Source organism: Muricomes intestini, from assembly GCF_004346165.1.
GTDB classification, from domain to species: Bacteria; Bacillota; Clostridia; order Lachnospirales; family Lachnospiraceae; genus Muricomes; species Muricomes intestini.
In genome coordinates this window covers 35,559-58,966 of the sequence record NZ_SLZZ01000021.1, presented here as the reverse complement: position 1 = coordinate 58,966, position 23,408 = coordinate 35,559, and the positions used below count along the sequence as shown (strand labels likewise).

Sequence of the window (23,408 nt, the reverse complement as noted above, 5' to 3'; positions counted from 1 at the left end):
TCTGTGTAACTCTTTCAAGGCCTCTTATTTCATGGTATAATCAGATTAATCTAAGCAGAAACGGAGGCGGTTACTATCGATACAATTTCAGAACGCGAACTTGCAGGGCAGCTAAGAAAACAATATACACAAAATCCACCAGAGGGCATGACGCCTTATGACATCCAGCATATGAGTGACAGTGATCTTCTGGACATGGATTTTTTTCTCCACGAATTTGATGCACCGGAAGATGACGGTTTTGGAGAAGAAGGTTTTTATATCTTCTGATCCTTTATGGTCTGTTTTCTGCGCCCGCTTTTTTCAGCGGGCTTTTTTCCTGTTCTGTTCAAAATATAGGAATTTCCTATTATATAAAAAAAGCAGATGTATCCAATTTATATGATACATCTGCTTAAATTCTAAATATACACTTCCACCGTCAGGTCTTTCCACTGAAAGTTACGTAAGTAGCCCCCATTGGCTTTCCTAAAGGCTTTAGCGGCTTCGTAATCTACCTTAAATTCAAAGTATAGATTAGTCCTCCCTACTGCGTATAGCTGCCTGCGCCGCTGCCAGTCTTGCAATCGGTACGCGGAATGGTGAGCAGGATACATAGTCCAGACCAAGTGTGTTGCAGAATTCTACAGAACTTGGGTCTCCACCGTGCTCGCCGCAGATTCCTACATGCAGCTTCGGATTAACCGGTTTTCCTAATTCGACTGCCATCTCCATCAGCTTGCCCACACCTGTCTGGTCAAGTTTTGCAAATGGATCGCTTTCGAAAATCTTAGCATCATAGTATGATTCCAGAAACTTGCCTGCATCATCACGGGAGAATCCGAATGTCATCTGTGTCAAGTCATTTGTACCGAAGCAGAAGAAGTCAGCCTCTTTTGCAATCTCATCAGCTGTGAGTGCAGCTCTTGGAACCTCAATCATTGTACCTACCTGATATTTCAAATCGCTTTCTGCTGCTGCGATCTCAGCGTCAGCTGTTTCAACAACAATTTTCTTCACAAACTTTAACTCTTTGATATCTCCAATCAACGGAATCATGATCTCCGGATTAACTTCCCAGTCAGCGTGTGCTTTCTGTACGTTGATAGCTGCACGGATGACAGCTTTTGTCTGCATCTTTGCAATCTCCGGATATGTGACTGCCAGACGGCATCCACGGTGTCCCATCATTGGATTGAACTCATGAAGAGAATCAATGATTGTCTTGATTTGCTCTACTGTTTTGCCCTGAGTGTCAGCAAGTTTCTTAATATCCTCTTCCTCTGTAGGAACGAACTCATGAAGTGGCGGGTCCAGGAAACGGATGGTTACCGGATTGCCTTCCAGTGCTTCATACAATTCTTCAAAGTCCTTCTGCTGTACCGGAAGAATCTTCTCCAGTGCCTTTTCTCTCTCTTCTACTGTATCTGAACAAATCATTTCACGGAATGCATCAATTCTGTCACCTGCAAAGAACATGTGCTCAGTACGGCAAAGTCCGATACCTTCTGCTCCCAGTTCACGTGCCTTCTTAGCATCCTCAGGTGTATCTGCATTTGTACGGACCTTCATAGTTCTGTACTTATCAGCCCAGCCCATGATTCTTCCAAACTCGCCGGCGATCGTAGCGTCTACGGTCGGGATTATGCCGTCATAGATGTTACCTGTGGAGCCATCCAGCGAAATTGCATCTCCTTCGTGATATTCTTTCCCTGCAAGTATAAATTTCTTGTTTGCTTCGTCCATTGCGATGTCACCACATCCGGATACACAGCATGTACCCATTCCACGGGCAACAACAGCAGCGTGTGAGGTCATACCGCCGCGTACTGTCAGGATACCCTGTGCAGCTTTCATACCTTCAATGTCTTCAGGAGATGTCTCAAGACGTACAAGTACAATCTTCTCTCCTCTTGCATCCCATGCTTTTGCATCGTCTGCTGTAAATACAATCTTACCACATGCAGCTCCAGGTGACGCGCCCAGCGCACGTCCGACCGGCACGGCAGCTTTCAGAGCAGCAGCGTCAAATTGTGGGTGAAGTAATGTGTCTAGGTTTCTCGGATCAACCATTGCAACAGCTTTTTCTTCGGTAATCATTCCTTCATCTACAAGATCACATGCGATTTTCAGAGCAGCCTGTGCTGTTCTCTTACCGTTACGTGTCTGCAGCATGTAAAGCTTTCTGTCCTCGATGGTAAACTCCATATCCTGCATATCTCTGTAATGATCTTCCAATGTATGGCAGATGTCTACGAACTGCTTGTAAACTTCCGGCATAACCTCCTGTAACTGGGCGATCTTCTGAGGTGTACGGACACCGGCAACAACATCCTCGCCCTGTGCATTCATCAGGAATTCTCCCATGAGCTTCTTCTCTCCTGTGGCAGGATCACGGGTAAATGCAACACCTGTACCGGAAGTGTCTCCCATATTGCCGAATGCCATCATCTGCACGTTGACAGCTGTTCCCCATGAATACGGGATGTCATTGTCACGGCGGTAAACGTTAGCTCTCGGGTTGTCCCATGAACGGAATACAGCCTTGATAGCTCCGATCAACTGTTTCTTTGGATCCGTCGGAAAATCTTCGCCAATCATCTTTTTATATTCTGCCTTAAACTGTCCGGCAAGAACCTTTAAGTCCTCTGCTGTCAGGTCAACGTCCTGTGTAACACCTTTTTCTTCTTTCATCTTGTCGATAAGCTCTTCAAAATATTTCTTACCGACTTCCATAACTACATCGGAATACATCTGAATAAATCTTCTGTAGCAGTCCCATGCCCAGCGGGGGTTGCCTGACTTCTCAGCAAGTATATTGACAACTTCTTCATTTAAGCCAAGGTTCAGAATGGTATCCATCATACCCGGCATGGAAGCTCTTGCTCCTGAACGTACGGAAACAAGAAGCGGATTCTCTTTATCACCGAATTTCTTTCCGGTAATCTCTTCCATTTTAACAATAGAGTCCATGATCTGTTCCATGATCTCATCATTAATCTTCTCGCCGTCCTCATAGTACTGAGTACACGCTTCAGTTGTAATTGTAAACCCCTGGGGTACCGGAAGACCTAAATTTGTCATCTCTGCAAGGTTACAGCCTTTACCGCCAAGAAGGTTTCTCATGGTTGCATTACCTTCTGTAAACATATAAACCCATTTTGCCATGTTCCAATGACCTCCTAAATAATTTTTTCAAGTCAAATACTCTGCAGCAAGCTGCGGGGTATTTGATCCTCGCGGCAGTCGTCAAATGGAAATGCAAGCATTTCCGCTTGGTTCGTTGCTCGCGGGAATAAAATAGCATCATGTCGCATATAATAGTTTACTGGTTTTATTTACCCCCGTCAAGCATTTTGTCCACTTATTAACGTTATTTTTCCAATCCCATTTCGCTTCTTACTTCTTTGAAGCATTTTATAATGAAATCTATATCTTCTTTTGTGTGGCTGGCGCACACCTGCGTACGGATTCTTGCTTTTCCTTTGGGCACAACCGGATAGGAGAAGGCCACCACATATGCCCCTTTATCCATCATGCGCTCTGCGAACTCTGCGGCTGTCTTCTCATCGTAGAGCATGACCGGCACACAAGGATGAGTACCGGAAATAATATCAAAGCCGTTGTCCACCAATAGCTTTCGATAATATAGGGTTACTTCCTCCAAATGATCCCTAAGCTCTGTGCTCTCATCCAGCATGTCAAAAAGCTCAAGGCTTGCACCCACAATTGCGGGAGCCACTGAATTAGAGAACAGGTACGGCCGGCTTCTCTGCCTCAGAAGATCAATAATTTCTTTTCTTCCTGAAGTATATCCGCCGGATGCCCCTCCCAAAGCTTTTCCCAGAGTTCCCGTGATAATGTCCACGCGTCCCTGTACATCACAGTACTCCGGAGTTCCCCGGCCTGTCTTTCCGATAAAGCCTACTGCATGACTGTCATCCACCATTACAAGGGCATTGTATTTATCAGCAAGATCACATACGCCCTTTAAGTTGCAGATGATTCCGTCCATGGAAAATACACCGTCGGTAGCAATTAACTTCACCCTTGCACCTGCGCCATCTGCCTCTTTCAGCCTGGCTTCCAGATCTTCCATATCATTATTTTTGTAGCGGAACCGCTTTGCTTTACTCAAGCGCACTCCATCAATAATAGATGCATGGTTCAGCTCGTCGCTGATGACGGCATCCTCCTCAGAAAGAATTGTCTCAAACAGACCCCCATTGGCATCAAAACAGGAGGAATACAGGATGGTATCATCCGTTCCCAGGAAGTCGGATATCCTCTTCTCCAACTTTTTATGAATATCCTGAGTTCCACAGATAAAACGCACAGATGCGACTCCGTAGCCCTTCTCATCATAAGTCCTTTTCGCCGCCTCAATCAGACGCGGGCTATCCCCCAGTCCCAGGTAGTTATTTGCACACATGCACAGAAGCTCCCTGCCGTCTTCCATTTTTACTCTTGCCCTCTGGGGAGAAACAAAGGGTGCTTCCCCCTTAAAAAGGCCTGCTTCCTTAATTTCCTCCACTTCTTTTAAATAGATGTTTAAGATATCGTCTTTACGCGCCATTAATTATATCCTTCTTTCTTTGTATTTAACTATGCCTTATTGTTAACCATTTACCCGAGACCAGTCTAATATGACCTTGCCAGACTGACCGGAAATCATTGCTTCAAATCCCTTTTCATAATCCCTGATATCAAAGTGATGGGTAATAACCGGTGAAATGTCCAGGCCTGCCTGCAGCATTGTAGACATCTTATACCATGTATCCCATACCTTTCTTCCATATATGCCGCGTATATTGAGTCCATTAAAGATCACCGTCTCAAGATCTACAGCAGCATCTGCTCTCTGCAGGCCAAGAAGAGCAATCTTTCCGCCGTGTTTCATATTGTGAATCATCTCGCTAAGCCCCGCCTGTGCACCGGACATCTCAAGTCCTACATCAAACCCTTCGGTCATCCCGATTTCTTTCATAACATCCGTCAGCTTCTCCTCTTTAAGATTTACAACTCTGGTTGCCCCCAGCTTCCCGGCAAGCTCCAGGCGGTAAGCATTAAAGTCTGTCACAACCACATTCCTTGCACCTGAAAATTTCACAATAGCTGCTGCCATACACCCGATCGGACCCGCACCGGTAATCAACACGTCCTCCCCAAGAGAATCGTAGGACAGTGCTGCATGGGTAGCGTTCCCAAAGGGATCAAATATCGCATACATTTCTTCCGGAATTGCAGGATTGCACGGCCATACATTGCAGGAAGGAATAACGAGATATTCGGCAAATGCACCATTTCTGTTCACTCCTACTCCTTTCGCATCCTTGCAGTTCTCCTTATGCCCCTCCAGGCAATTCCTGCATTTTCCACACGTAATATGGCCTTCTCCGGATACAAGGTGACCCGGCTTGAATCCCCGCACTGCCTCCCCTGTTTCCACAACCTCTCCTACATACTCATGGCCTGCTGTCAGGCCGATTGGTATGGTGTGTTGTGCCCAATCATTCCACTGATAAATGTGTACGTCCGTCCCGCAGATTGCGGTTTTGTGAATCTTGATTTTGACATCATTGGGCCCAACCTTTGGAGTCGGAACTCTCTTCATCCACAAACCTTCTTCCGGCCTCTCCTTTACAAGAGCCCACATCAACCCATCATTTTGCGTTTCTCTCATGACAATAAACCTCCAATTTTTTTGTTTTATCATATTCCCCAGATGATGATTTCTTTTCAATTATAGCATTCCTCTCATTCATATACAACGCTGCAGCGTATATTTTATTGTGCATTTTTTATTGTTTTGTCTTTATCCTTTCATTTTATACATTATTTTTCACATCCTGACATTGTTAAAATATAATTTATTGTGGCATTTCCCCCAATCTTATGTAATAATAATTTATGTTGGGGAAAAACAAATCTAAAAATGAAAGAGAGGGATGTGGATATAATGTGTTAGTATATCCGCGAAATGAAAAATGAAAAAAAATTTTAATCCTGTTATCAATGTCATTAAAAAGTGGAACAGTATTAGTCTTATCAAACGAATTATCTGTGGATTAATTGTCGGTACCATTCTCGGACTGGCTGTTCCTCAGGCATCGGCAATCTCCATTCTGGGAAACTTGTTTGTTGGGGCGCTGCGGGGCGTTGCTCCTCTTCTGGTATTCTTCCTGGTCATGAGCGCACTGTCTCAGATGAGAAAGGGGCAGAAGACCAACATGACCTTTATTGTCATGCTTTATATGCTTGGGAACCTGCTGGCAGCCCTTTCCGCAGTATTAGCCAGTTATATATTCCCGATTACACTTACTTTTTCAAAAAATACGAACACTGCTGATATTGCACCTCCAAGCGGTGTCACAGAAGTGCTGACCAACCTTCTGATGAATGTGGTAGATAATCCTGTAAATGCTCTCGTAAATGCAAACTATATCGGAATTCTGGCATGGGCTGTCATTCTCGGACTCGCTCTCAAGAAAGCGGGAGACGGTACCAAACGTGCACTGGAAAACATATCCGATGCAATTGCTACAGCTGTTAAGTGGATTGTCAACTGTGCTCCTTTTGGTATTCTGGGACTGATTTTTACCACCATTTCTGAGCAGGGACTGAATGTTTTATTAGACTATGGAATGCTGATTCTCGTTCTGGTCGGAACTATGCTTTTCGTAGCACTGATTATGAATCCCCTCGTCACTTTTATCTGCACACGGAAAAATCCGTTTCCTCTGGTATTTACCTGCCTGAAAGACAGCGGTATTACCGCATTTTTTACCCGCAGTTCTGCAGCTAATATTCCGGTCAATATGGAGTTGTGTAAAAAGCTGGGGCTCAGTGAGGATACTTATGCTATCTCTATACCTCTCGGCGCTACTGTAAATATGGCCGGAGCTGCAGTCACCATCTCTACAATGGCTCTTGCCGCCGCCAATACTCTGGGCATACAGGTAGACTTCTTAACCGCCATTATTCTCTGCGTATTATCTGCCTTAAGTGCTGCCGGTGCGTCGGGAGTAGCCGGAGGATCACTACTTCTGATTCCACTGGCCTGCAGCCTGTTTGGTATTCCAAATGACATTGCCATGCAGGTAGTTGGTGTCGGCTTCATCGTAGGTGTTATTCAGGATTCCTGTGAGACTGCCCTAAATTCTTCAACTGATGTTCTGTACACAGCCTGTGCAGAATTCAGAGACAGACGCAAACATCCTGAATTATATACCACAAATGCACCTTCAGGAGAAAACCAGGGACAATCTGAGGTATATGCGAACAGTGTAAAATAAGCGGGAATCTTATAAATAGCTTATCTCAACATGAGAACGAAAGTCAAACATTACAAAAACGGTTAGCCTCTTTGGGTCAACCGTTTTTTATTTTCTTTTTCATAGGACACTGTTTGATTGACAGGGATTATGCCTCTTTCAGGAATGCAATATATCCCTTCAGTGCTTCATAAATATCTGCTTTGCTGGATACCTCCCAGGGTGCATGCATATTCAGTACGGGGATTCCACAGTCGATTACATTCATACCGTAATTTGCCATGATATAGGCTATAGTACCGCCTCCCCCTTTATCCACGGCTCCCAGCTCTGCGGTCTGCATGACAACCTTATGTTTGTCCATAACCTGCCTGAGCCTTGCCATATATTCAGCATTTGCATCATTTGCACCGGATTTCCCGCCGCTTCCCGAATATTTGTTAAACACAAGTCCATTCCCCAGATAGGCAGAGTTTTTCTTCTCATAGTACTCGGCAAACATAGGGTCATAGGCTGCACTTACATCCGATGAGAGCATATTGGAATTTGTCATGGTCCTGCGAAGCTTCAATGCCGAGTAACCACCATACAACTCTAGCAATTCTGCCACTGTATTCTCAAAGAACTTAGAATGCATTCCGGTAGCACCCACACTTCCGATTTCCTCTTTATCAACCAGCACACAGCATGATGTACGCTTCGTCATTTTCACTTCCAGAAGTGCAAGCAGGGACGTAAACGCACAGCTTCGGTCATCCTGCCCGTATCCCAGTATCATGCTTCTGTCCAGTCCACAGTCCCGGGCTTTTCCCGCAGGCACTATCTCCAGCTCCGCCGAAATAAAGTCCTCTTCTCCTACCTGATATTGTTCCTGAAGCAATTTTAAAACCGTCTTTTTAACTACTTCAGGCTCTTTTTCGTTTTTCTCAGATGCTGAAGGAAGGTTTCCTACCAAAAGGTCCATTTTTTCAGCATTAATAAAATCTTTAACCTTCTGTTCATTCTGCTCCTTTCCAAGATGAGGAAGCAGATCCGTAATGACAAAGGCAGGATCTCTTTCCTTTTCCCCCAGTTTTATTTCTGCTTTTGTACCGTCTTTCCTGACAATGATTCCATGAATTGCCAAGGGCAGTGCCAGCCACTGATATTTTTTCACACCTCCGTAATAGTGTGTATCCATGTAAACGTTTCCCTGCTCTTCATATATAGGAATCTGTTTAATGTCGATTCTCGGAGAATCAATATGTGCGCCCAGAATATTCATTCCCTTTTCAAAAGGCTCTGCGCCAATCTGGAATAACGCCACAGTTTTGCCCATATGACAGGCGTATATCCTGTCACCAGACTTCAGAGTTCCACCTGTTTCTATTATTGTTTCCAGATTTTTGTATCCCCGGGACTCTGCAAGTCTGATCGCAGAGGCTGTACACTCCCGTTCTGTTTTACTACAGTCCAGGAAATGGCAATAGGCGCGGCTGATATCCTCCACACGTTTTCTTTCCTCTGTACTGTAATAATTCCAGGCGTTTTTTCTCTCCATAATATCTTTCCTTCCTCTCTCCACCAGATTGCGGGAGCACAAAGTGCGGAGCAATCCGTAGGTATCAGGGGGCAAAATACCTTTTGACCCCCACATCATAGTATGGATGATTTTCCCAGAATCTATTCCATCAAAAAGAGACGTCTGATAACTTTTTGCTATCAGTCCGCCTCTTTTTCATTGTCTATATATATCTATTTACCTCATAGCTTTTAAAAACGCGCAATATCCGCGGTATGCCTCATACACATCAGCCTTGCTTGCAACCTCCCAGGGAGCATGCATGCTTAAGACTGCAACACCGCCGTCAATAACCTCCATGCCGAACTGTGCCAGTATGTATGCGATAGTGCCGCCTCCGCCTACATCGATTTTTCCCATCTCCGTCATCTGGAATGAAACCTCATTATCATCAAACACTTTTCTAAGCTTTGCTATGTATTCCGCATTTGCATCGTTAGAGCCGTTCTTTCCCCTAGCTCCGGTGTGTTTCTTAATAACAAGTCCATTTCCAAAGAAGGAGGAGGATTTCTTATCATAAGCGTCTGCATACATTGGATCATAAGCTGCGCCTACATCAGAGGAAATCATAGCGGAATTTGCCATTACATGGCGCAGCTTTAACTCAGAGAAGCACCCCATTTTATCTATTAGATCTGCAACCGCATTCTCAAAGAACCTAGAATGCATACCTGTTGCACCAACACTGCCGATTTCCTCTTTATCCACAAGAATACAACAGGATGTGCGCTCTACATGATCTACTTCCAGCATGGCAGCGAGGGAAGTATAAGCACATACACGGTCATCCTGGCCGTATGCCATAATCATACTTCTGTCCAGGCCACAGTCTCTTGCCTTTCCCGCCGGTACTACCTCCAGCTCTGCCGACATCAGATCTTCCTTTTCTATATCATAAGCTTCCTTGAGCAGCTTCAGAATCTGTGCGGCTGCCGCATCCTTTTCTTCCCCTGCCAGCGGTTTACTGCCTATCAAAATATCAAGGTTTTCTCCCTCCACAACTGTGGCGGCCTTCTTTTCCATCTGTTTGCCGGACAAATGAATCAGCAGATCAGTGACCACAAATACAGGTTCTTCTTCTTTTTCTCCGATAGATATTTCAACTTTCGTCCCATCCTTTTTCACGATTATGCCGTGAATTGCCAGTGGCAGCGTTACCCACTGATATTTCTTAATTCCACCGTAATAATGGGTGTCAAAATACGCAAATCCGCTTTCCTCATATAAAGGGTTCTGCTTCAGATCCATCCTGGGAGAATCAACATGGGCACCGAGTATGTTCATGCCCTGCTCCAGGTCATTTTCTCCGATGTTAAAAAGTGCAATAGATTTTCCCATCCACGCTGCGTAAACCTTGTCACCCGGATTCAGCCGCTGTACAGAAGAAAGCTCCCTATAGCCGCCCCTTTCAGCCTGCCTGATAATTTCTGTAACACATTCACGCTCTGTCTTTCCTGCATCCAGGAATTTTTTATAATCCTCGTTTAAGGAATTCAGTTTACTTAGCTGCTCATCTGTGTAAACTTCCCATAAATTTTTATCCATAGTAAAATTACCTTTCTAGTTGCAGCGCATTTCTAAAACCGCATCTTTTCTTCAAAATAAGCTTTTAAGTCTTCGATCTTTACTCTCTCCTGCTCCATTGTATCTCTGTCACGGACGGTCACTGCGTGATCTTCTTCTGATTCGAAGTCGTATGTCACACAGAAAGGAGTTCCGATCTCATCCTGACGGCGGTAGCGCTTGCCGATATTCCCACGGTCATCAAATTCACAATTGTACAGCTTTGACAACTCTGCATAAACTTTTTCGGCACCTTCATTTAATTTCTTGGACAAAGGCAGAACACCGATTTTCACCGGTGCAAGAACCGGATGAAAATGCAGAACCGTGCGCATATCTCCGCCTTCCAGTTCCTCCTCATCATAGGCGCTGCAGAGGAAAGCAAGAACCATGCGGTCTGCCCCCAGTGATGGCTCAATTACATAAGGAACATATTTTTCCTTCTTTTCGTCGTCAAAATAGGACATATCCTGCTTTGATACTTCCTGATGCTGTGTCAAGTCATAATCTGTTCTGTCGGCGATACCCCACAGCTCACCCCAGCCGAAGGGGAATAAAAATTCCACATCTGTTGTGGCCTTACTGTAGAAGGAAAGTTCCTCCTTATCGTGGTCACGATATCTCACTTCGTCTTCTTTTAGCCCCAGAGAGCTCAGCCAGTCAAGGCAGAATTTCTTCCAATAAATGAACCAATCCAGATCTGTACCCGGCTCACAGAAAAACTCCAGCTCCATCTGTTCAAATTCCCTTGTGCGGAAAGTAAAGTTTCCCGGTGTAATTTCATTTCTGAACGACTTTCCGATCTGTCCTATACCAAAGGGTATTTTCTTCCTTGAGGTTCTCTGTACATTTTTAAAGTTGACAAAAATTCCCTGCGCAGTCTCCGGCCTCAGATACACTGTATTCTTAGCATCCTCGGTAACCCCCTGAAAAGTCTTGAACATCAGGTTGAACTGACGGATATCCGTAAAATTATGCTTCCCGCAGGACGGGCAGGAGACATTGTGTTCCTCAATAAATGCCGTCATCTGTTCCTGACTCCATGCATCTGCAGCACCTTCAATAGCAATATCATGCTCTGCACAGTAATCTTCGATTAATTTATCCGCACGGAACCGTTCACGGCATTCCCTGCAGTCCATCAGCGGGTCTGAAAATCCGCCCAGATGTCCTGATGCAACCCATGTCTGAGGATTCATCAGAATTGCACAGTCCACACCTACATTATAAGGAGACTCCTGAACAAACTTCTGCCACCAGGCCTTTTTCACATTATTTTTCAACTCTACCCCCAGATTTCCATAGTCCCAGGTGTTGGCGAGCCCGCCATATATTTCTGAACCCGGATATACAAATCCTCTTGATTTTGCAAGAGCCACAATTTTGTCCATCGTTTTCTCTACCATAATACGTCCTCACATTCTATTCTTTTCAATTGCTACCTATTATAACGGTTTAGCTATTCTTTTTCAAGCCTTAGAGCAATGCCTCCAGTATTTCCAGCGATTTAAATCTTTTTTCTACATAAACTTCCCTGTAATGGTCCAATACGTAAGCCAGTTGTTCCAGTACTTCATCTGTCACTTTAAACGTATATAATTTTTCTACCTTGCTGCTCTCTATGTATTGCATACTATATAATGTAGACTGCTCCAACGAAACTCCGTCTATCACATCCCCATCACATTCGCTGCAGACAAGGCCGCCCTTTTTTGTACTAAAAACAGCCGGTCTCTCCTTGTCCCCACAGACAACACATTGGAAAACCTCCGGCCCTTCTCCATTAATGCAATAAGCTTTCAATTCAAATATGTATCGGATCAATCTATCGGGAATATGTTCATTGGCCAGGGCACGCAGAGTCTGATATAAAAGCTTCAGCATGTCCCGCTCATCATTAAATTCCTTTGTATAGTAATTGGTAAATTCGAGAAAATAAAAACCATAATATGCCCCAATCAGATCTTCCCTAAGCTCCTGAAAATAGTTTGAAATATCTGCAGACTGTATGGTATAGGAAGAACGGCCTTCGTACATGGTGAACTTCCCAAAGGTAAACGGATTTACTGCGCCTGCCAAAGGGCTGTTGGGGCGTCTTGAACCCTTGGCAAACGCAGCTATTTTCCCCTGCTCTTTCGTCAGGATGACGACTCTTCTGTCATATTCCCCAACGGGTGCCGTAGACAGCACCATTCCTGTCAGTACGATCTGATTCACTGCTGCTTACTCCCATGCTTCTTTCTTCTTTCTGTCCCGATTTCTCAGCGAATCCCCCCGCTTTGTAGGACAGATAATCCTTCACACTTCCAGTTTCCATAAATTTGTCCCAGTATCTCTGCTCCATCGGATCACCCTCTTCTTACGTTATACTATTAGGTTCTCCGATATAAAGCTGCATATACCTCGTAAAATATACCAGTAGATTTTTCTCAAAATGCCTTGACAAACTGATTTCAGGCCTTATATTTTTTCTTCCCTGTACCCAAAATTTTTCATCAGAAAGTCGCTGTCACGCCAATTTTTCTGTACCTTTACCCACAGCTTCAGATTTACCCTGCAATCGAGGAACCGCTCAATTTCATAACGGGCAGTGCTGCCGATTTTTTTCAGCATACTTCCCTGCTTTCCGATAATAATCCCTTTATGGGAATCTCTTTCACAGATAATTGTCGCATCAATGTGCATGACTTTTTTCTGCATTTTCATGCTGTCAATAGCCACAGCGATTCCGTGGGGAATCTCCTCCTGGAGACAATACAAAGCCTTTTCACGAATCAGCTCCGCCACAATCTGGCGCTCCGGCTGATCTGTGACAGTGTCCTCATCGTAAAACTGTGGCCCGTAAGGAAGATACTGGAATATCACTTTTACAAGTTCGTCTGTGTTGTCCCCGCTTCTCGCTGACGCCGGCACAATGGCTGCAAAATCATAAACCTTGCGGTATGCATCTATAAAAGTCAGAATTACTTCTCTTTTAACCATGTCAATTTTATTTATCACGAGAATAACGGGGGTACGGACCTTCTGCAGCCTCTGGATGATATGCTGCTCTCCCGCCCCTATAAATGTGGACGGCTCTACCAGCCATAAGATTACATCTACTTCATTCAGCGTCTTCTCAGCCACATTCACCATATATGCGCCAAGCTTATTCTTCGCTTTATGAATTCCAGGTGTGTCCACAAACACAATCTGTCCCTCTTCTGTTGTGAGAACAGTCTGAATACGGTTTCTTGTAGTCTGCGGCTTATTTGATGTAATCGCAATTTTCTGTCCGATCAAATGATTCATCAAAGTAGACTTTCCCACATTTGGGCGTCCAATTAAGGTAACAAAGCCCGATTTAAAATTTTCTTCCATTCATCCTCCTTAGAATAAAACCTTTACTTCGCCAAACATCTCTTTTTCTTCTTCTATTTTTTCCTCATTTCCGATAACACAAAACTGGCCCGCAGAGAGGACTGCCTCCACTACCTTAGAAAGCCTGCGGATATCCTCCTGTTCTGCCTCAAGAATTTCCATACGTTCTTTTTTAATCATTTCTGCTGTCACATGATTCATGTAAAGATTCATGGAACGGTCTCCTTTGGCTGCGGGAGTCATAGGCCGGTCAATATTGCTGATTGTTCCAATAATATATTTTGTCATATCTCTCTCATCAACTGTAAAGTCCTTGAGATAACCTACTATGCCTTCGTAAATTTCCATCGTTCTCTTCAGATTCGGATCCCGGTAAGAGATAAAGTATCCCTCTCCAATCCGGTTAAAGCTGCTCATACATCCATATGCACCGCCCTTTACACGTAGATTCTGCCACAGGTAGTCATAACTTAAAATAACTTTTAATATCTGCAGGGCACCGTTATATTCTGCGCCGTGATCAATGAAATTTCCCACCCTTGCGACATACTGAACCTTTGAGGATGTTTTAAGGCCTTCATTTCTTTTTTTACAGTGTATAACACAAGGCGCATTTCCAATCTTTTCTTCTTCATACAGGGATATCTTTATCTTTTTAATTTCTTCACAAACAGCTTTCAGCCCCTCTTCCTCTGACGTATAACTAACCATCATGTTGTCAGCCCGGAAAATGTTTGCTGCAATTTCCTTTAGATTGGATATCAATTCCTCTTTCTTTTCTTCAAAATTTTCTTCAACTTCCTTTACCAGCTGATAAAAACCGATTCCATCCGTATCATCCTTGAATTTGGCCAGAGGTGAATCGTAGGATAACGCGCGCAGGGCAGCTGTTGTATGGCCAGATGACTGGAAGCTCATCTGAAGCCGGGATTTCAGCATGGAAAGAATTTCCTTCAAACGCTTCTCATCCTCCAGCTTTGACTCCATCAGGATCTCACGCATCATAGCAAACAGCACATCCATCTTCGGATACAGGGCTTTTCCCTTCATTTCAAAAGTGGCCCGGAATTCCTTTTCTTTAACTTTTGTCACATCCGCATACAGCTCCAGCGAAGTGCCAATTCCACCGGTATGAACATTAATTTCATTAAAAAGATCACCATATTCATAGTTTGCCGTGTCAACCAGGCCTAATACGGACTGCAGCATTCCTGCGTAGGGAAGCTTTTGCTCAGGAACCTCGGACAGATCAAACATCAAGGTAACATACCCGATACCATTTGTATCCACATTGTGGTGCAGCAGCTTTATGCCATCCACTTCTTTTTCTTCATTATATATAGGCGCAATTTCTTTTGAAATGTCCTCCCTGCTCAGAACGGGAATCTTTTCCAGTTCTTCTTTCGGTGACTCTTCTTCCTGATAAGCCAGCAGATTTTCTGTAGCTTTTACCAGCTTGCCGATCTCCTCAGCGCTTAAGGTTTCTTTATATTTCTGCAACTTTTTTTCTAGTTCTTTGTCCAGACGTACTGTGCGTCCTTTTTCCGGCTTTACAACAACTATGGAGGCATGTGTATTATCAAGAATATAGGTCTGAATCAGAGCTTCAAAATATCCTGTGCCGATCTGGGCCTTCAGGAATTCAAAAGTGGGAATCGCCTGCATATGGATAAATGGCTTGTTCTCATCGTAAAGCCAACTGTCAAATATCTGAAGTCCATACATAAGCCCCTTTGGGAAATTACCGAAATCGGCCTCTCTGAACCGGAACTCATAATAGTTAATTCCAGCTTCCAGTGCTTTTTTATCCATCCCATTCTTCACAATATCTTTCAGTGTATCTTCTATTACAGAAATGAACTTTTCTTTCTGCTCTATATTTGCATTCTTAGCAACGACAGAAAAGATAGGCTGGTAAATCCCGTTATCATAGGATCCCATAATGTCCTTGCCGATTCCTGCATCCACAAGTGCTTTCTTCAGAAAGGCCCCCGGCGCCGACAAAAGTGCATAGTCCAGTATCTCAAAGGCCAGATAGAGCTTTTCATCAAGGCTTGTTCCAATCACTTTATTATAAGACAGATACGTATTGTCCTCTTCTGTCTCCTCACTTGAGATAGAGTATTCCATCTCAAATTCTTTAACTTTGCCAAAGGGTTTCTGATATCCAATCTCAGAATTCACTTCAATCTTCTCAAACGAGCTTAAATACTCCTTGTCCAGCCAGTTCAGCTTTTCTTCCATATCCATATTCCCATATAGATAAATATAGCTGTTGGAGGGATGATAGTATTTTTTATGGAAATTCAAGAATTGCTCATACGTCAGCTCCGGAATCACCTCCGGATCTCCTCCGGATTCATTTGCATAGGTAGTGTCCGGAAAAAGAGAATTCAGGATCATCCGGTCCAACACTCCCTCCGGTGATGAAAATGCGCCTTTCATCTCATTATAGACGACACCGTTGTACTCCAGCTTACCATCTGCGGAATCCAGCTTGTAGCTCCAGCCTTCCTGCCTGAAAATTTCTTCATGCCGGTATATATTGGGGTAAAATACTGCATCCATATATACATGCATCAGATTCTGAAAGTCCGTGTCGTTGCAGCTTGCAACGGGATAAACAGTTTTATCAGGGTAGGTCATGGCATTCAAAAAAGTATTCAGAGAGCCCTTCACCAGCTCTACAAAAGGATCCTTTACAGGAAATTCCTTTGAACCGCACAATACAGAATGCTCCATAATATGAGGCACTCCGGTACTGTCAGTGGTGGGTGTCCGAAAGCCAATTGAGAAAACCTTGTTCTCATCATCATTTTCCATCAGCAGAACATGAGCTCCGCTCTTTTTATGCCTCAGCAGATACCCTTTTGATTTCAAATCGGGTAAACCTTCTTGTTGTATCATCTCATATGTCGTTAAATCAAAAATACTCATACTGTATCTCTCTTTCATTCGATTTTCTGTAACTATTCATTGCTCAGGTATATGTCTTTCTAGGCTCGGGAATACCTCGCCAAGTAAGAGCATTATACCATAAATACTAAGCTCGCAAACACCTCGCTAAGTGTTTAGGTATATGTCTTTCTAGGCTCGAAAATACCTCGCCAAGTAAGAGCATTATATCATCTTCGGGAACACAATAAAAGGGGGGGGGTATTTATTTACTCTTCTTCGTCTTTTGCCCAGTCATAGGAGTATCTCACGGCTTTGTTCCAGCCTTTTATCCTCTTTGTTCTTACTGTATCCTCAATTTCAGGCCTGAATGTACGGTCCACAGCCCAGTTTTTTGCTATTTCTTCCTTATTTCTCCAATATCCCACTGCAAGACCTGCCATGTATGCCGCCCCCATAGCTGTTGTCTCCACACAATGAGGTCTCTCTACGGGAACATTGCTGATGTCTGCCTGTGTCTGCATAAGGAAATTATTTGCGCTGGCCCCGCCATCCACTTTTAGTATGGAAACTTCTTTTCCCATATCTGCTTTCATGGCACTCAGTACATCATTTACCTGATAGGCTATGGATTCCAGCGTGGCGCGGATGATATGATTCTTATTTACTCCTCTGGTCAGTCCCAGGATGGTGCCTCTGGCATACTGATCCCAATAGGGTGCGCCTAAGCCCGTAAAGGCCGGCACGACATAGCAGCCATTTGTATCTTTTACCTTCTGAGCCATATATTCTGATACCTGGGCAGAGTCAATCAATTTCAATTCATCCCGAAGCCATTGTATGGCGGCTCCTGCCACAAATACGGAACCCTCCAGTGCATAGTTTACCCTGTCGTCCAGTCCCCATGCAACAGTGGTCACAAGACCGTTTTTAGAAAAAATCGGCTTTTCCCCCGTATTCATCAGAAGAAAACATCCTGTTCCGTATGTATTTTTCGCTTCTCCTTCCCTAAAACAGGTTTGTCCGAACAGAGCCGCCTGCTGATCTCCCGCTGCCCCTGCAATGGGAATCGGCGCTCCAAAAAAGCTCACATCCGCTTCACCGTAAATACAGCTGCAAGGCTTAGCTTCAGGAAGCATACACATAGGAATGTCCAGCTCCTTCAGGATCTCTTCATCCCAATTTAAAGTATTAATATTGAACATCATCGTTCTGGACGCGTTGGAATAATCCGTCACATGGACATTTCCTTTGGTTAATTTCCAGATCAGCCATGTCTCCACAGTTCCAAACAGAAGCTCTCCCCGCCCGGCCCGCTGCCTTGCTCCCTTCACATTATCCAGAATCCATTTTACTTTTGTCCCGGAAAAATATGCGTCTATAACAAGTCCTGTTTTCCGGCGGAACTTGTCTGTCAGCCCTTTTGACTTTAATTCATCACAATACTCCGATGTGCGGCGGCACTGCCATACAATGGCATGATAAACAGGTTTTCCTGAATTCTTGTCCCACACAACCACTGTCTCACGTTGGTTCGTGATCCCAATGGCTGCAACGTCCGCCGCCGTGGCATTAATATTTGCCATGGCCTGCCATGCTACCTCCAACTGGCTGGACCAGATTTCCTCCGCGTCGTGTTCCACCCAACCTGGTTTGGGGAAATACTGCGTGAACTCTTTCTGAGCCATACTGCACATCTCACCCTTTTCATTAAAAAGAATACACCTGTTGCTGGTCGTCCCGGAATCCAGCGCCATCACATATTTTGCCATAAAAAGCCTCCCTGTACCGCTTAAAGATTCTTTTACTATACCACAAAATGTACCTGAAAACAGGCTTTTTACTGAATTGGGGTTGAAAATTTAAAGACGACTGGATATGATGATAGTAACCTCATAGAAAAGGATGTTTTATAGTATGATAAAATATTTCTTAAAAGAAAAATTGATGCCTCTTTCAGAGACAACTGACTTTCCGGAAAAATGCGGAGCTATCACGGTCCTCACCTCCGATGAATATGATGCGCACTTCCGGGAAACAGAACATTACCGGATGCTAAAGGCAAGCCTTTCTCATATTCACTATTGCAAGGCCGATGTAATGAATGGTTTTACAATTGGCACCCTTTCGATTCCCCCCAGAGGAAAACAGCGGAAAGGCTTTTGTTCATTTGCCTTTTATATGACGGATTCTGAGCTAATATTTGTCGATGATCAGAATTTTACCATCCCTCTCCTAAAGCAAATGGAAGATTATCCTCTGTCAGACGCCAGATCAACCGCTCATTTTTTTCTTGCTTTTCTGGAGTATCTGATCAAGGATGATGTCTTTTTTCTTCAGCATTTCGAAGAAACTCTCACGAAGCTGGAAGAAGCCATCCTGGCGAGAAATGATTCATCTTTTAACCACAGGATATTGCTGATAAGAAAAGAACTGGCTGCCCTTGGTGCCTTTTATGAACAGCTTCAGGATATGGGAGAAGATCTGGAGGAAGGTCCGCTTTCTGAGATAAAAGAATCGGCTGCCCCTCTGTTTGGTCTGTTCACAGCCAAAGCCGGACGGTTGTATTCGAATGTACAGATGCTCAAGGAATATTCAATGCAGCTAAGAGAAATGCATCAGACCCAGGTCGATATGCATCAAAACCAGATTATGAAGTTTCTAACTATCGTTACCACCATCTTCATGCCGCTGACTCTGATTACCGGGTGGTATGGCATGAATTTTACCCATATGCCGGAGCTGGAATCATCATATGGCTACATCATCATCTGTGTCTTAAGCCTCCTGATCGTGCTAGTGGAAATCTGGCTCTTTAAAATAAAAGATTGGTTTGATTAACTCTTTAAATTAGTATTTTGAATACATTGGTTTTGGGCATAATTGTCCTCCTATATATCAAAAACAACTGTGTAAAGAAATATCCCTGTCTAGGAACCATTGTATCACAGTATCCTATACAGGGATAGTATCTCTTTACAGCTGTTTTATCATTTCTTTACAGGAGATGATTTACTACTTTTGCAACAGTCTCTTTACTCTTCTCCGTAAAGTGTTACAAGCTTCTGCAAATATGCATATTTTTCTTTTGCTATTTTCTCATTCTGAGTGAAGAGATTTTCAGCCTTTTCCGGATTTGCTCTCTTTAGAGCGTTGTAGCGGACTTCTCCGTTAAGGAATTCCTGATAATTCTCCATCTTAGGCTCTTTGCTGTCAAGGAAGAACTTATTGCCTTCTGCATCCGGATTAAATCTGAAGTTATTCCAGTATCCGCATTGTACAGCCAGCTGCTCTTCGGTCTGCGCCTTACCCATACCTGACTTAATACCATGATTGATACATGGAGAGTAAGCAATAATCACGGATGGTCCCGGGTAAGCCTCAGCCTCTGTAATAGCCTTTACAGTCTGGTTGTAATCTGCACCCATAGCAATCTGTGCCACATACACGTAACCATAGCTCATAGCAATTCCTGCAAGATCTTTCTTTCTGGTCTCTTTTCCGCCTGCAGCAAACTGTGCTGTAGCGCCCAGATTTGTAGACTTGGAGGACTGTCCGCCTGTGTTGGAGTAAACCTCTGTATCGAATACCATAATGTTAATATCCTCGCCACTTGCAATTACATGGTCCAGGCCGCCGAATCCGATATCATAAGCCCAGCCGTCACCGCCGAATACCCACTGAGATTTCTTAGCAAGGAAATCTTTTGCTTTCAACAATTCTTTCTTGTCTTCTGAATCACAGTTGCAAGCTTCCAGTGCTGCCACAAGCTTATCTGCAGCAATTCCGTTTGCAGCTCCTGACTTAAATGTATCAATATATTCCTGTGCCGCAGCCTTTACATCCTCATTGCCTGAATTCTCAACAAGGTTCTCAACATGAACCTTCATTCTGCTTCTGATGGTGTTCTGAGCAAGCAACATACCATATCCAAACTCTGCGTTATCTTCAAACAGGGAGTTTGACCATGCCGGTCCCTTTCCCGCCGCAGTTACGGTGTATGGTGTTGACGGTGAAGAGTTGCCCCAGATGGATGAGCACCCTGTTGCATTGGCAATATACATTCTATCACCAAACAGCTGTGTAACCAATCTTGCATACGGTGTCTCACCACAGCCTGCACATGCTCCGGAGAACTCAAGCAAGGGCTGTCTGAACTGGCTTCCCTTTACTGTAGTTACTTTAAATTTATCAACAACTTCTGGTTTTACAGGAAGCTGTCTTGCATAATCGAAATACTTCTGACATCCTACATTTTCTTCCATATTCTCGAGAACAAGGGCCTTCTCGCCCTTCTTTCCGGGACATACATTAGCACAGGAGCCACAGCCCGTACAGTCATAAGCAGATACCACGATAGAAAACTTCATGTTAGGCATAGCAATCATGTCCAGTGTGTCCATTCCTTCAGGTCTGTTGGCAGCTTCTTCTTCTGTCATTGCAGCCGGACGGATAACTGCATGTGGACAAACATATGCACAGCGGTTACACTGGATACAATTCTCCGGTTTCCAAACTGGAATATCTACTGCAATACCGCGCTTCTCAAAAGCAGAAGTTCCGGATGGTGTGGATCCATCTGCATATTCGGTAAATGCAGATACCGGAAGTGTATTTCCCTGCTGAGCATTCACTTTAGACTGAATATTTTTAACGAAATCAGTAACATCTTTATTTGCTTCGTGGCCTACATGAGGTGTTGCAAGACCTTCATCCGCAGCATTCTTCCAGCTGTCCGGAACTGCGATTTCTACAACCTTCTTAGCGCCTGCGTCGATTGCATCGTAATTCATCTGTACAATCTTGTCACCCTTCCTTCCGTAAGTAGCCTTTGCAGCTTCCTTCATAAGGGTAATTGCCTCTTCCTCCGGAATAATGGCTGCGAGCTTAAAGAATGCAGACTGCAGAATCGTATTGATACGCCCGCCAAGCCCGATTTCTTTACCAAGCCGGATACCGTCAATTGTGTAGAATTTAATACCATGGTTGGCAATATAAGCCTTTACCTGTCCCGGCAAATGCTTCTCCAGGCCCTCCATATCCCAAGAACAGTTCAAAAGGAAGGTTCCTCCGTCAACCAGCTCCTGAACCATGTTATATCTGTCAATATAAGACGGATTGTGACATGCTACAAAATTAGCCTGTGTAATCAGGTATGTGGATTTGATTGGCTTCTTTCCAAAACGCAGGTGAGACAGTGTGATACCGCCCGATTTTTTGGAATCGTAATCAAAATATGCCTGCGCATACATGTCTGTATTATCACCGATAATCTTAATGGAGTTCTTATTGGCTCCGACAGTACCGTCTGCTCCAAGTCCCCAGAACTTACAGTTAATTGTTCCTTCCGGAGTCGTAACAAGCGGTTCCTTTACATCCAGTGACAGATTTGTCACATCGTCTACAACACCGATTGTAAATTCGTGCTTCTCTGTGTTATTGAATACAGCAACGATCTGTGCCGGTGTTGTATCCTTGGAGCCCAGTCCATAGCGTCCTGACAGTACAGGTACGGCGTCAAACTTGCTTCCCTTAAGCGCCGCAACAACATCCAGGTACAGTGGTTCTCCAATTGCTCCCGGCTCTTTTGTTCTGTCGAGTACGCTGATTGTCTTTACTGTATCGGGAATAGCGTCGATAAGTGCTTTTGCACAGAATGGTCTGTAAAGACGGACTTTTACAACGCCGACTTTCTCGCCTGCTGCGCGCAGATAATCAATTGTCTCCTCAATTGTATCACAGGCAGAACCCATAGCAACAATGACTCTCTCTGCATCCGGTGCTCCGTAGTAGTTGAATAATTTATAATCTGTACCGATCTTTTCATTGACCTTGTCCATGTACTTCTGAACAACTCCCGGGAGAGCGTCATAATATGAATTGCTTGCCTCTCTTGCCTGGAAGAAGATGTCCGGATTCTGGGCGGAACCTCTGAGACATGGATGATTTGGATTCAGGGCATGTGCACGGAATTCGTCGATAGAGTCCATGTTCACCAGTTCTTTCAGCTCTTCGTAATCCCAAGTCTCGATCTTCTGGATCTCATGAGATGTTCTGAATCCATCGAAGAAGTTAATAAACGGAAGTTTACCTTCCAAAGCTGCGCAGTGAGCAACCGGTGCCAGATCCATAACTTCCTGAACGCTTGATTCACAAAGCATAGCAGCACCTGTCTGACGACAGGCGTAAACATCAGAATGGTCTCCGAAAATAGAAAGAGCATGGCTGGCAATTGCACGTGCTGATACATGGAATACCCCCGGTAATTGTTCACCTGCTACTTTATATATGTTCGGAATCATCAGAAGCAGGCCCTGAGATGCCGTAAATGTTGTAGTTAATGCTCCGGCTGATAATGAGCCATGTACAGCTCCGGCTGCTCCTGCCTCAGACTGCATCTCTGTCACCTTAACAGTTTGTCCGAAAATATTCTCTCTGCCTTCTGTCGCCCACTCATCAATATGTTCCGGCATAACAGATGATGGGGTGATCGGGTAAATTGCAGCTACTTCAGTATACGCATAGGCAACATGAGCCGCAGCCTGATTACCGTCCATGGTCTTCATTTTTCTTGCCATTTCTTGTTCCTCCTTAAAAATACATTATACAGTTATTTTATCACGTGTTTCTTTATTATATCCCTAAAAAGGCCAAAAGTCCATAGAACAAAGGGGGATTTTTGTTTATTTTCGGGTACAAAACGGAACACAGACTCCCAATTTAAGGGGGGATATACAGGTGAAAGTGACCTTTCTTCTGAATATCCCCCAAATTTG

At 44.1% G+C, this 23,408-nt stretch carries 14 protein-coding genes; 2 read left to right on the top strand and 12 right to left on the bottom strand.

Annotated features, from left to right (window positions below; all coding sequences use genetic code 11):
• Nucleotides 1-516 precede the first annotated feature (516 nt).
• From ppdK to tdh, 3 genes are all read right to left on the bottom strand, one after another.
• Nucleotides 517-3,147, bottom strand: coding sequence for a pyruvate, phosphate dikinase (gene ppdK / locus EDD59_RS13305; RefSeq protein WP_132382684.1), 2,631 nt, complete (start codon nt 3,145-3,147; stop codon nt 517-519).
• Nucleotides 3,148-3,352: 205 nt separating this feature from the next.
• Nucleotides 3,353-4,555, bottom strand: a complete 1,203-nt coding sequence (locus EDD59_RS13300; protein WP_132382682.1) for a glycine C-acetyltransferase — start codon at nt 4,553-4,555, stop codon at nt 3,353-3,355.
• Between the two features lie 42 nt (nt 4,556-4,597).
• The gene (gene tdh / locus EDD59_RS13295) at nt 4,598-5,662 is read right to left on the bottom strand and encodes an L-threonine 3-dehydrogenase (protein WP_132382680.1); all 1,065 of its coding nucleotides are present in this window, start codon (nt 5,660-5,662) and stop codon (nt 4,598-4,600) included.
• Between the two features lie 304 nt (nt 5,663-5,966).
• Between tdh and sstT the strand changes: the two genes are divergently transcribed.
• Nucleotides 5,967-7,274 (top strand): serine/threonine transporter SstT, encoded by a 1,308-nt coding sequence (gene sstT / locus EDD59_RS13290; protein WP_132382678.1) that lies wholly within the window; start codon nt 5,967-5,969, stop codon nt 7,272-7,274.
• A gap of 127 nt (nt 7,275-7,401) precedes the next feature.
• On the opposite strand, the gene EDD59_RS13285 is transcribed toward sstT, so the two are convergent.
• The 8 genes from EDD59_RS13285 to glpK form a co-directional block, all read right to left on the bottom strand.
• The gene (locus tag EDD59_RS13285) at nt 7,402-8,793 is read right to left on the bottom strand and encodes an aminopeptidase (protein ID WP_132382676.1); all 1,392 of its coding nucleotides are present in this window, start codon (nt 8,791-8,793) and stop codon (nt 7,402-7,404) included.
• 198 nt (nt 8,794-8,991) lie between these two features.
• On the bottom strand, nt 8,992-10,359 hold the full coding sequence (locus tag EDD59_RS13280) for an aminopeptidase (RefSeq protein WP_132382674.1): 1,368 nt from the start codon (nt 10,357-10,359) through the stop codon (nt 8,992-8,994).
• A gap of 32 nt (nt 10,360-10,391) precedes the next feature.
• The gene (locus tag EDD59_RS13275) at nt 10,392-11,783 is read right to left on the bottom strand and encodes a glycine--tRNA ligase (RefSeq protein ID WP_132382672.1); all 1,392 of its coding nucleotides are present in this window, start codon (nt 11,781-11,783) and stop codon (nt 10,392-10,394) included.
• A 70-nt stretch (nt 11,784-11,853) separates the two neighbouring features.
• Nucleotides 11,854-12,570: a DNA repair protein RecO gene (gene recO / locus EDD59_RS13270; RefSeq protein WP_132382690.1), complete on the bottom strand. Its 717-nt coding sequence runs from the start codon at nt 12,568-12,570 to the stop codon at nt 11,854-11,856.
• A complete protein-coding gene (locus tag EDD59_RS13265; RefSeq protein ID WP_132382670.1) occupies nt 12,536-12,721 on the bottom strand; it encodes a hypothetical protein in 186 nt (61 codons plus the stop codon). Before EDD59_RS13265 ends, recO begins: the two co-directional genes overlap by 35 nt.
• Before the next feature lie 116 nt (nt 12,722-12,837).
• Nucleotides 12,838-13,737, bottom strand: a complete 900-nt coding sequence (gene era / locus EDD59_RS13260; protein ID WP_132382668.1) for a GTPase Era — start codon at nt 13,735-13,737, stop codon at nt 12,838-12,840.
• Between the two features lie 9 nt (nt 13,738-13,746).
• Nucleotides 13,747-16,674 (bottom strand): insulinase family protein, encoded by a 2,928-nt coding sequence (locus tag EDD59_RS13255; RefSeq protein ID WP_132382666.1) that lies wholly within the window; start codon nt 16,672-16,674, stop codon nt 13,747-13,749.
• Nucleotides 16,675-16,901: 227 nt separating this feature from the next.
• The gene (glpK, locus tag EDD59_RS13250) at nt 16,902-18,404 is read right to left on the bottom strand and encodes a glycerol kinase GlpK (RefSeq protein WP_132382664.1); all 1,503 of its coding nucleotides are present in this window, start codon (nt 18,402-18,404) and stop codon (nt 16,902-16,904) included.
• A 145-nt stretch (nt 18,405-18,549) separates the two neighbouring features.
• On the opposite strand from glpK, the gene EDD59_RS13245 reads away from it, so the two are divergent.
• Nucleotides 18,550-19,473 (top strand): magnesium transporter CorA family protein, encoded by a 924-nt coding sequence (locus tag EDD59_RS13245; RefSeq protein WP_165920943.1) that lies wholly within the window; start codon nt 18,550-18,552, stop codon nt 19,471-19,473.
• Between the two features lie 194 nt (nt 19,474-19,667).
• On the opposite strand, the gene nifJ is transcribed toward EDD59_RS13245, so the two are convergent.
• Nucleotides 19,668-23,210: a pyruvate:ferredoxin (flavodoxin) oxidoreductase gene (nifJ, locus tag EDD59_RS13240; protein WP_132382660.1), complete on the bottom strand. Its 3,543-nt coding sequence runs from the start codon at nt 23,208-23,210 to the stop codon at nt 19,668-19,670.
• Nucleotides 23,211-23,408 lie beyond the last annotated feature (198 nt).

Excerpts from the sequence above, each read along its gene's own strand:
- EDD59_RS13285 (WP_132382676.1), bottom strand. The coding sequence starts at position 8,793 with ATGGAGAGAAAAAACGCCTGGAATTATTACAGTACAGAGGAAAGAAAA.
- glpK (WP_132382664.1), bottom strand. The coding sequence starts at position 18,404 with ATGGCAAAATATGTGATGGCGCTGGATTCCGGGACGACCAGCAACAGG.
- EDD59_RS13300 (WP_132382682.1), bottom strand. The coding sequence starts at position 4,555 with ATGGCGCGTAAAGACGATATCTTAAACATCTATTTAAAAGAAGTGGAG.
- tdh (WP_132382680.1), bottom strand. The coding sequence starts at position 5,662 with ATGAGAGAAACGCAAAATGATGGGTTGATGTGGGCTCTTGTAAAGGAG.
- sstT (WP_132382678.1), top strand. The coding sequence starts at position 5,967 with ATGAAAAAAAATTTTAATCCTGTTATCAATGTCATTAAAAAGTGGAAC.
- EDD59_RS13275 (WP_132382672.1), bottom strand. The coding sequence starts at position 11,783 with ATGGTAGAGAAAACGATGGACAAAATTGTGGCTCTTGCAAAATCAAGA.
- EDD59_RS13280 (WP_132382674.1), bottom strand. The coding sequence starts at position 10,359 with ATGGATAAAAATTTATGGGAAGTTTACACAGATGAGCAGCTAAGTAAA.
- EDD59_RS13265 (WP_132382670.1), bottom strand. The coding sequence starts at position 12,721 with ATGGAGCAGAGATACTGGGACAAATTTATGGAAACTGGAAGTGTGAAG.
- era (WP_132382668.1), bottom strand. The coding sequence starts at position 13,737 with ATGGAAGAAAATTTTAAATCGGGCTTTGTTACCTTAATTGGACGCCCA.
- EDD59_RS13255 (WP_132382666.1), bottom strand. The coding sequence starts at position 16,674 with ATGAGTATTTTTGATTTAACGACATATGAGATGATACAACAAGAAGGT.
- nifJ (WP_132382660.1), bottom strand. The coding sequence starts at position 23,210 with ATGGCAAGAAAAATGAAGACCATGGACGGTAATCAGGCTGCGGCTCAT.
- ppdK (WP_132382684.1), bottom strand. The coding sequence starts at position 3,147 with ATGGCAAAATGGGTTTATATGTTTACAGAAGGTAATGCAACCATGAGA.
- recO (WP_132382690.1), bottom strand. The coding sequence starts at position 12,570 with ATGGTGCTGTCTACGGCACCCGTTGGGGAATATGACAGAAGAGTCGTC.
- EDD59_RS13245 (WP_165920943.1), top strand. The coding sequence starts at position 18,550 with ATGATAAAATATTTCTTAAAAGAAAAATTGATGCCTCTTTCAGAGACA.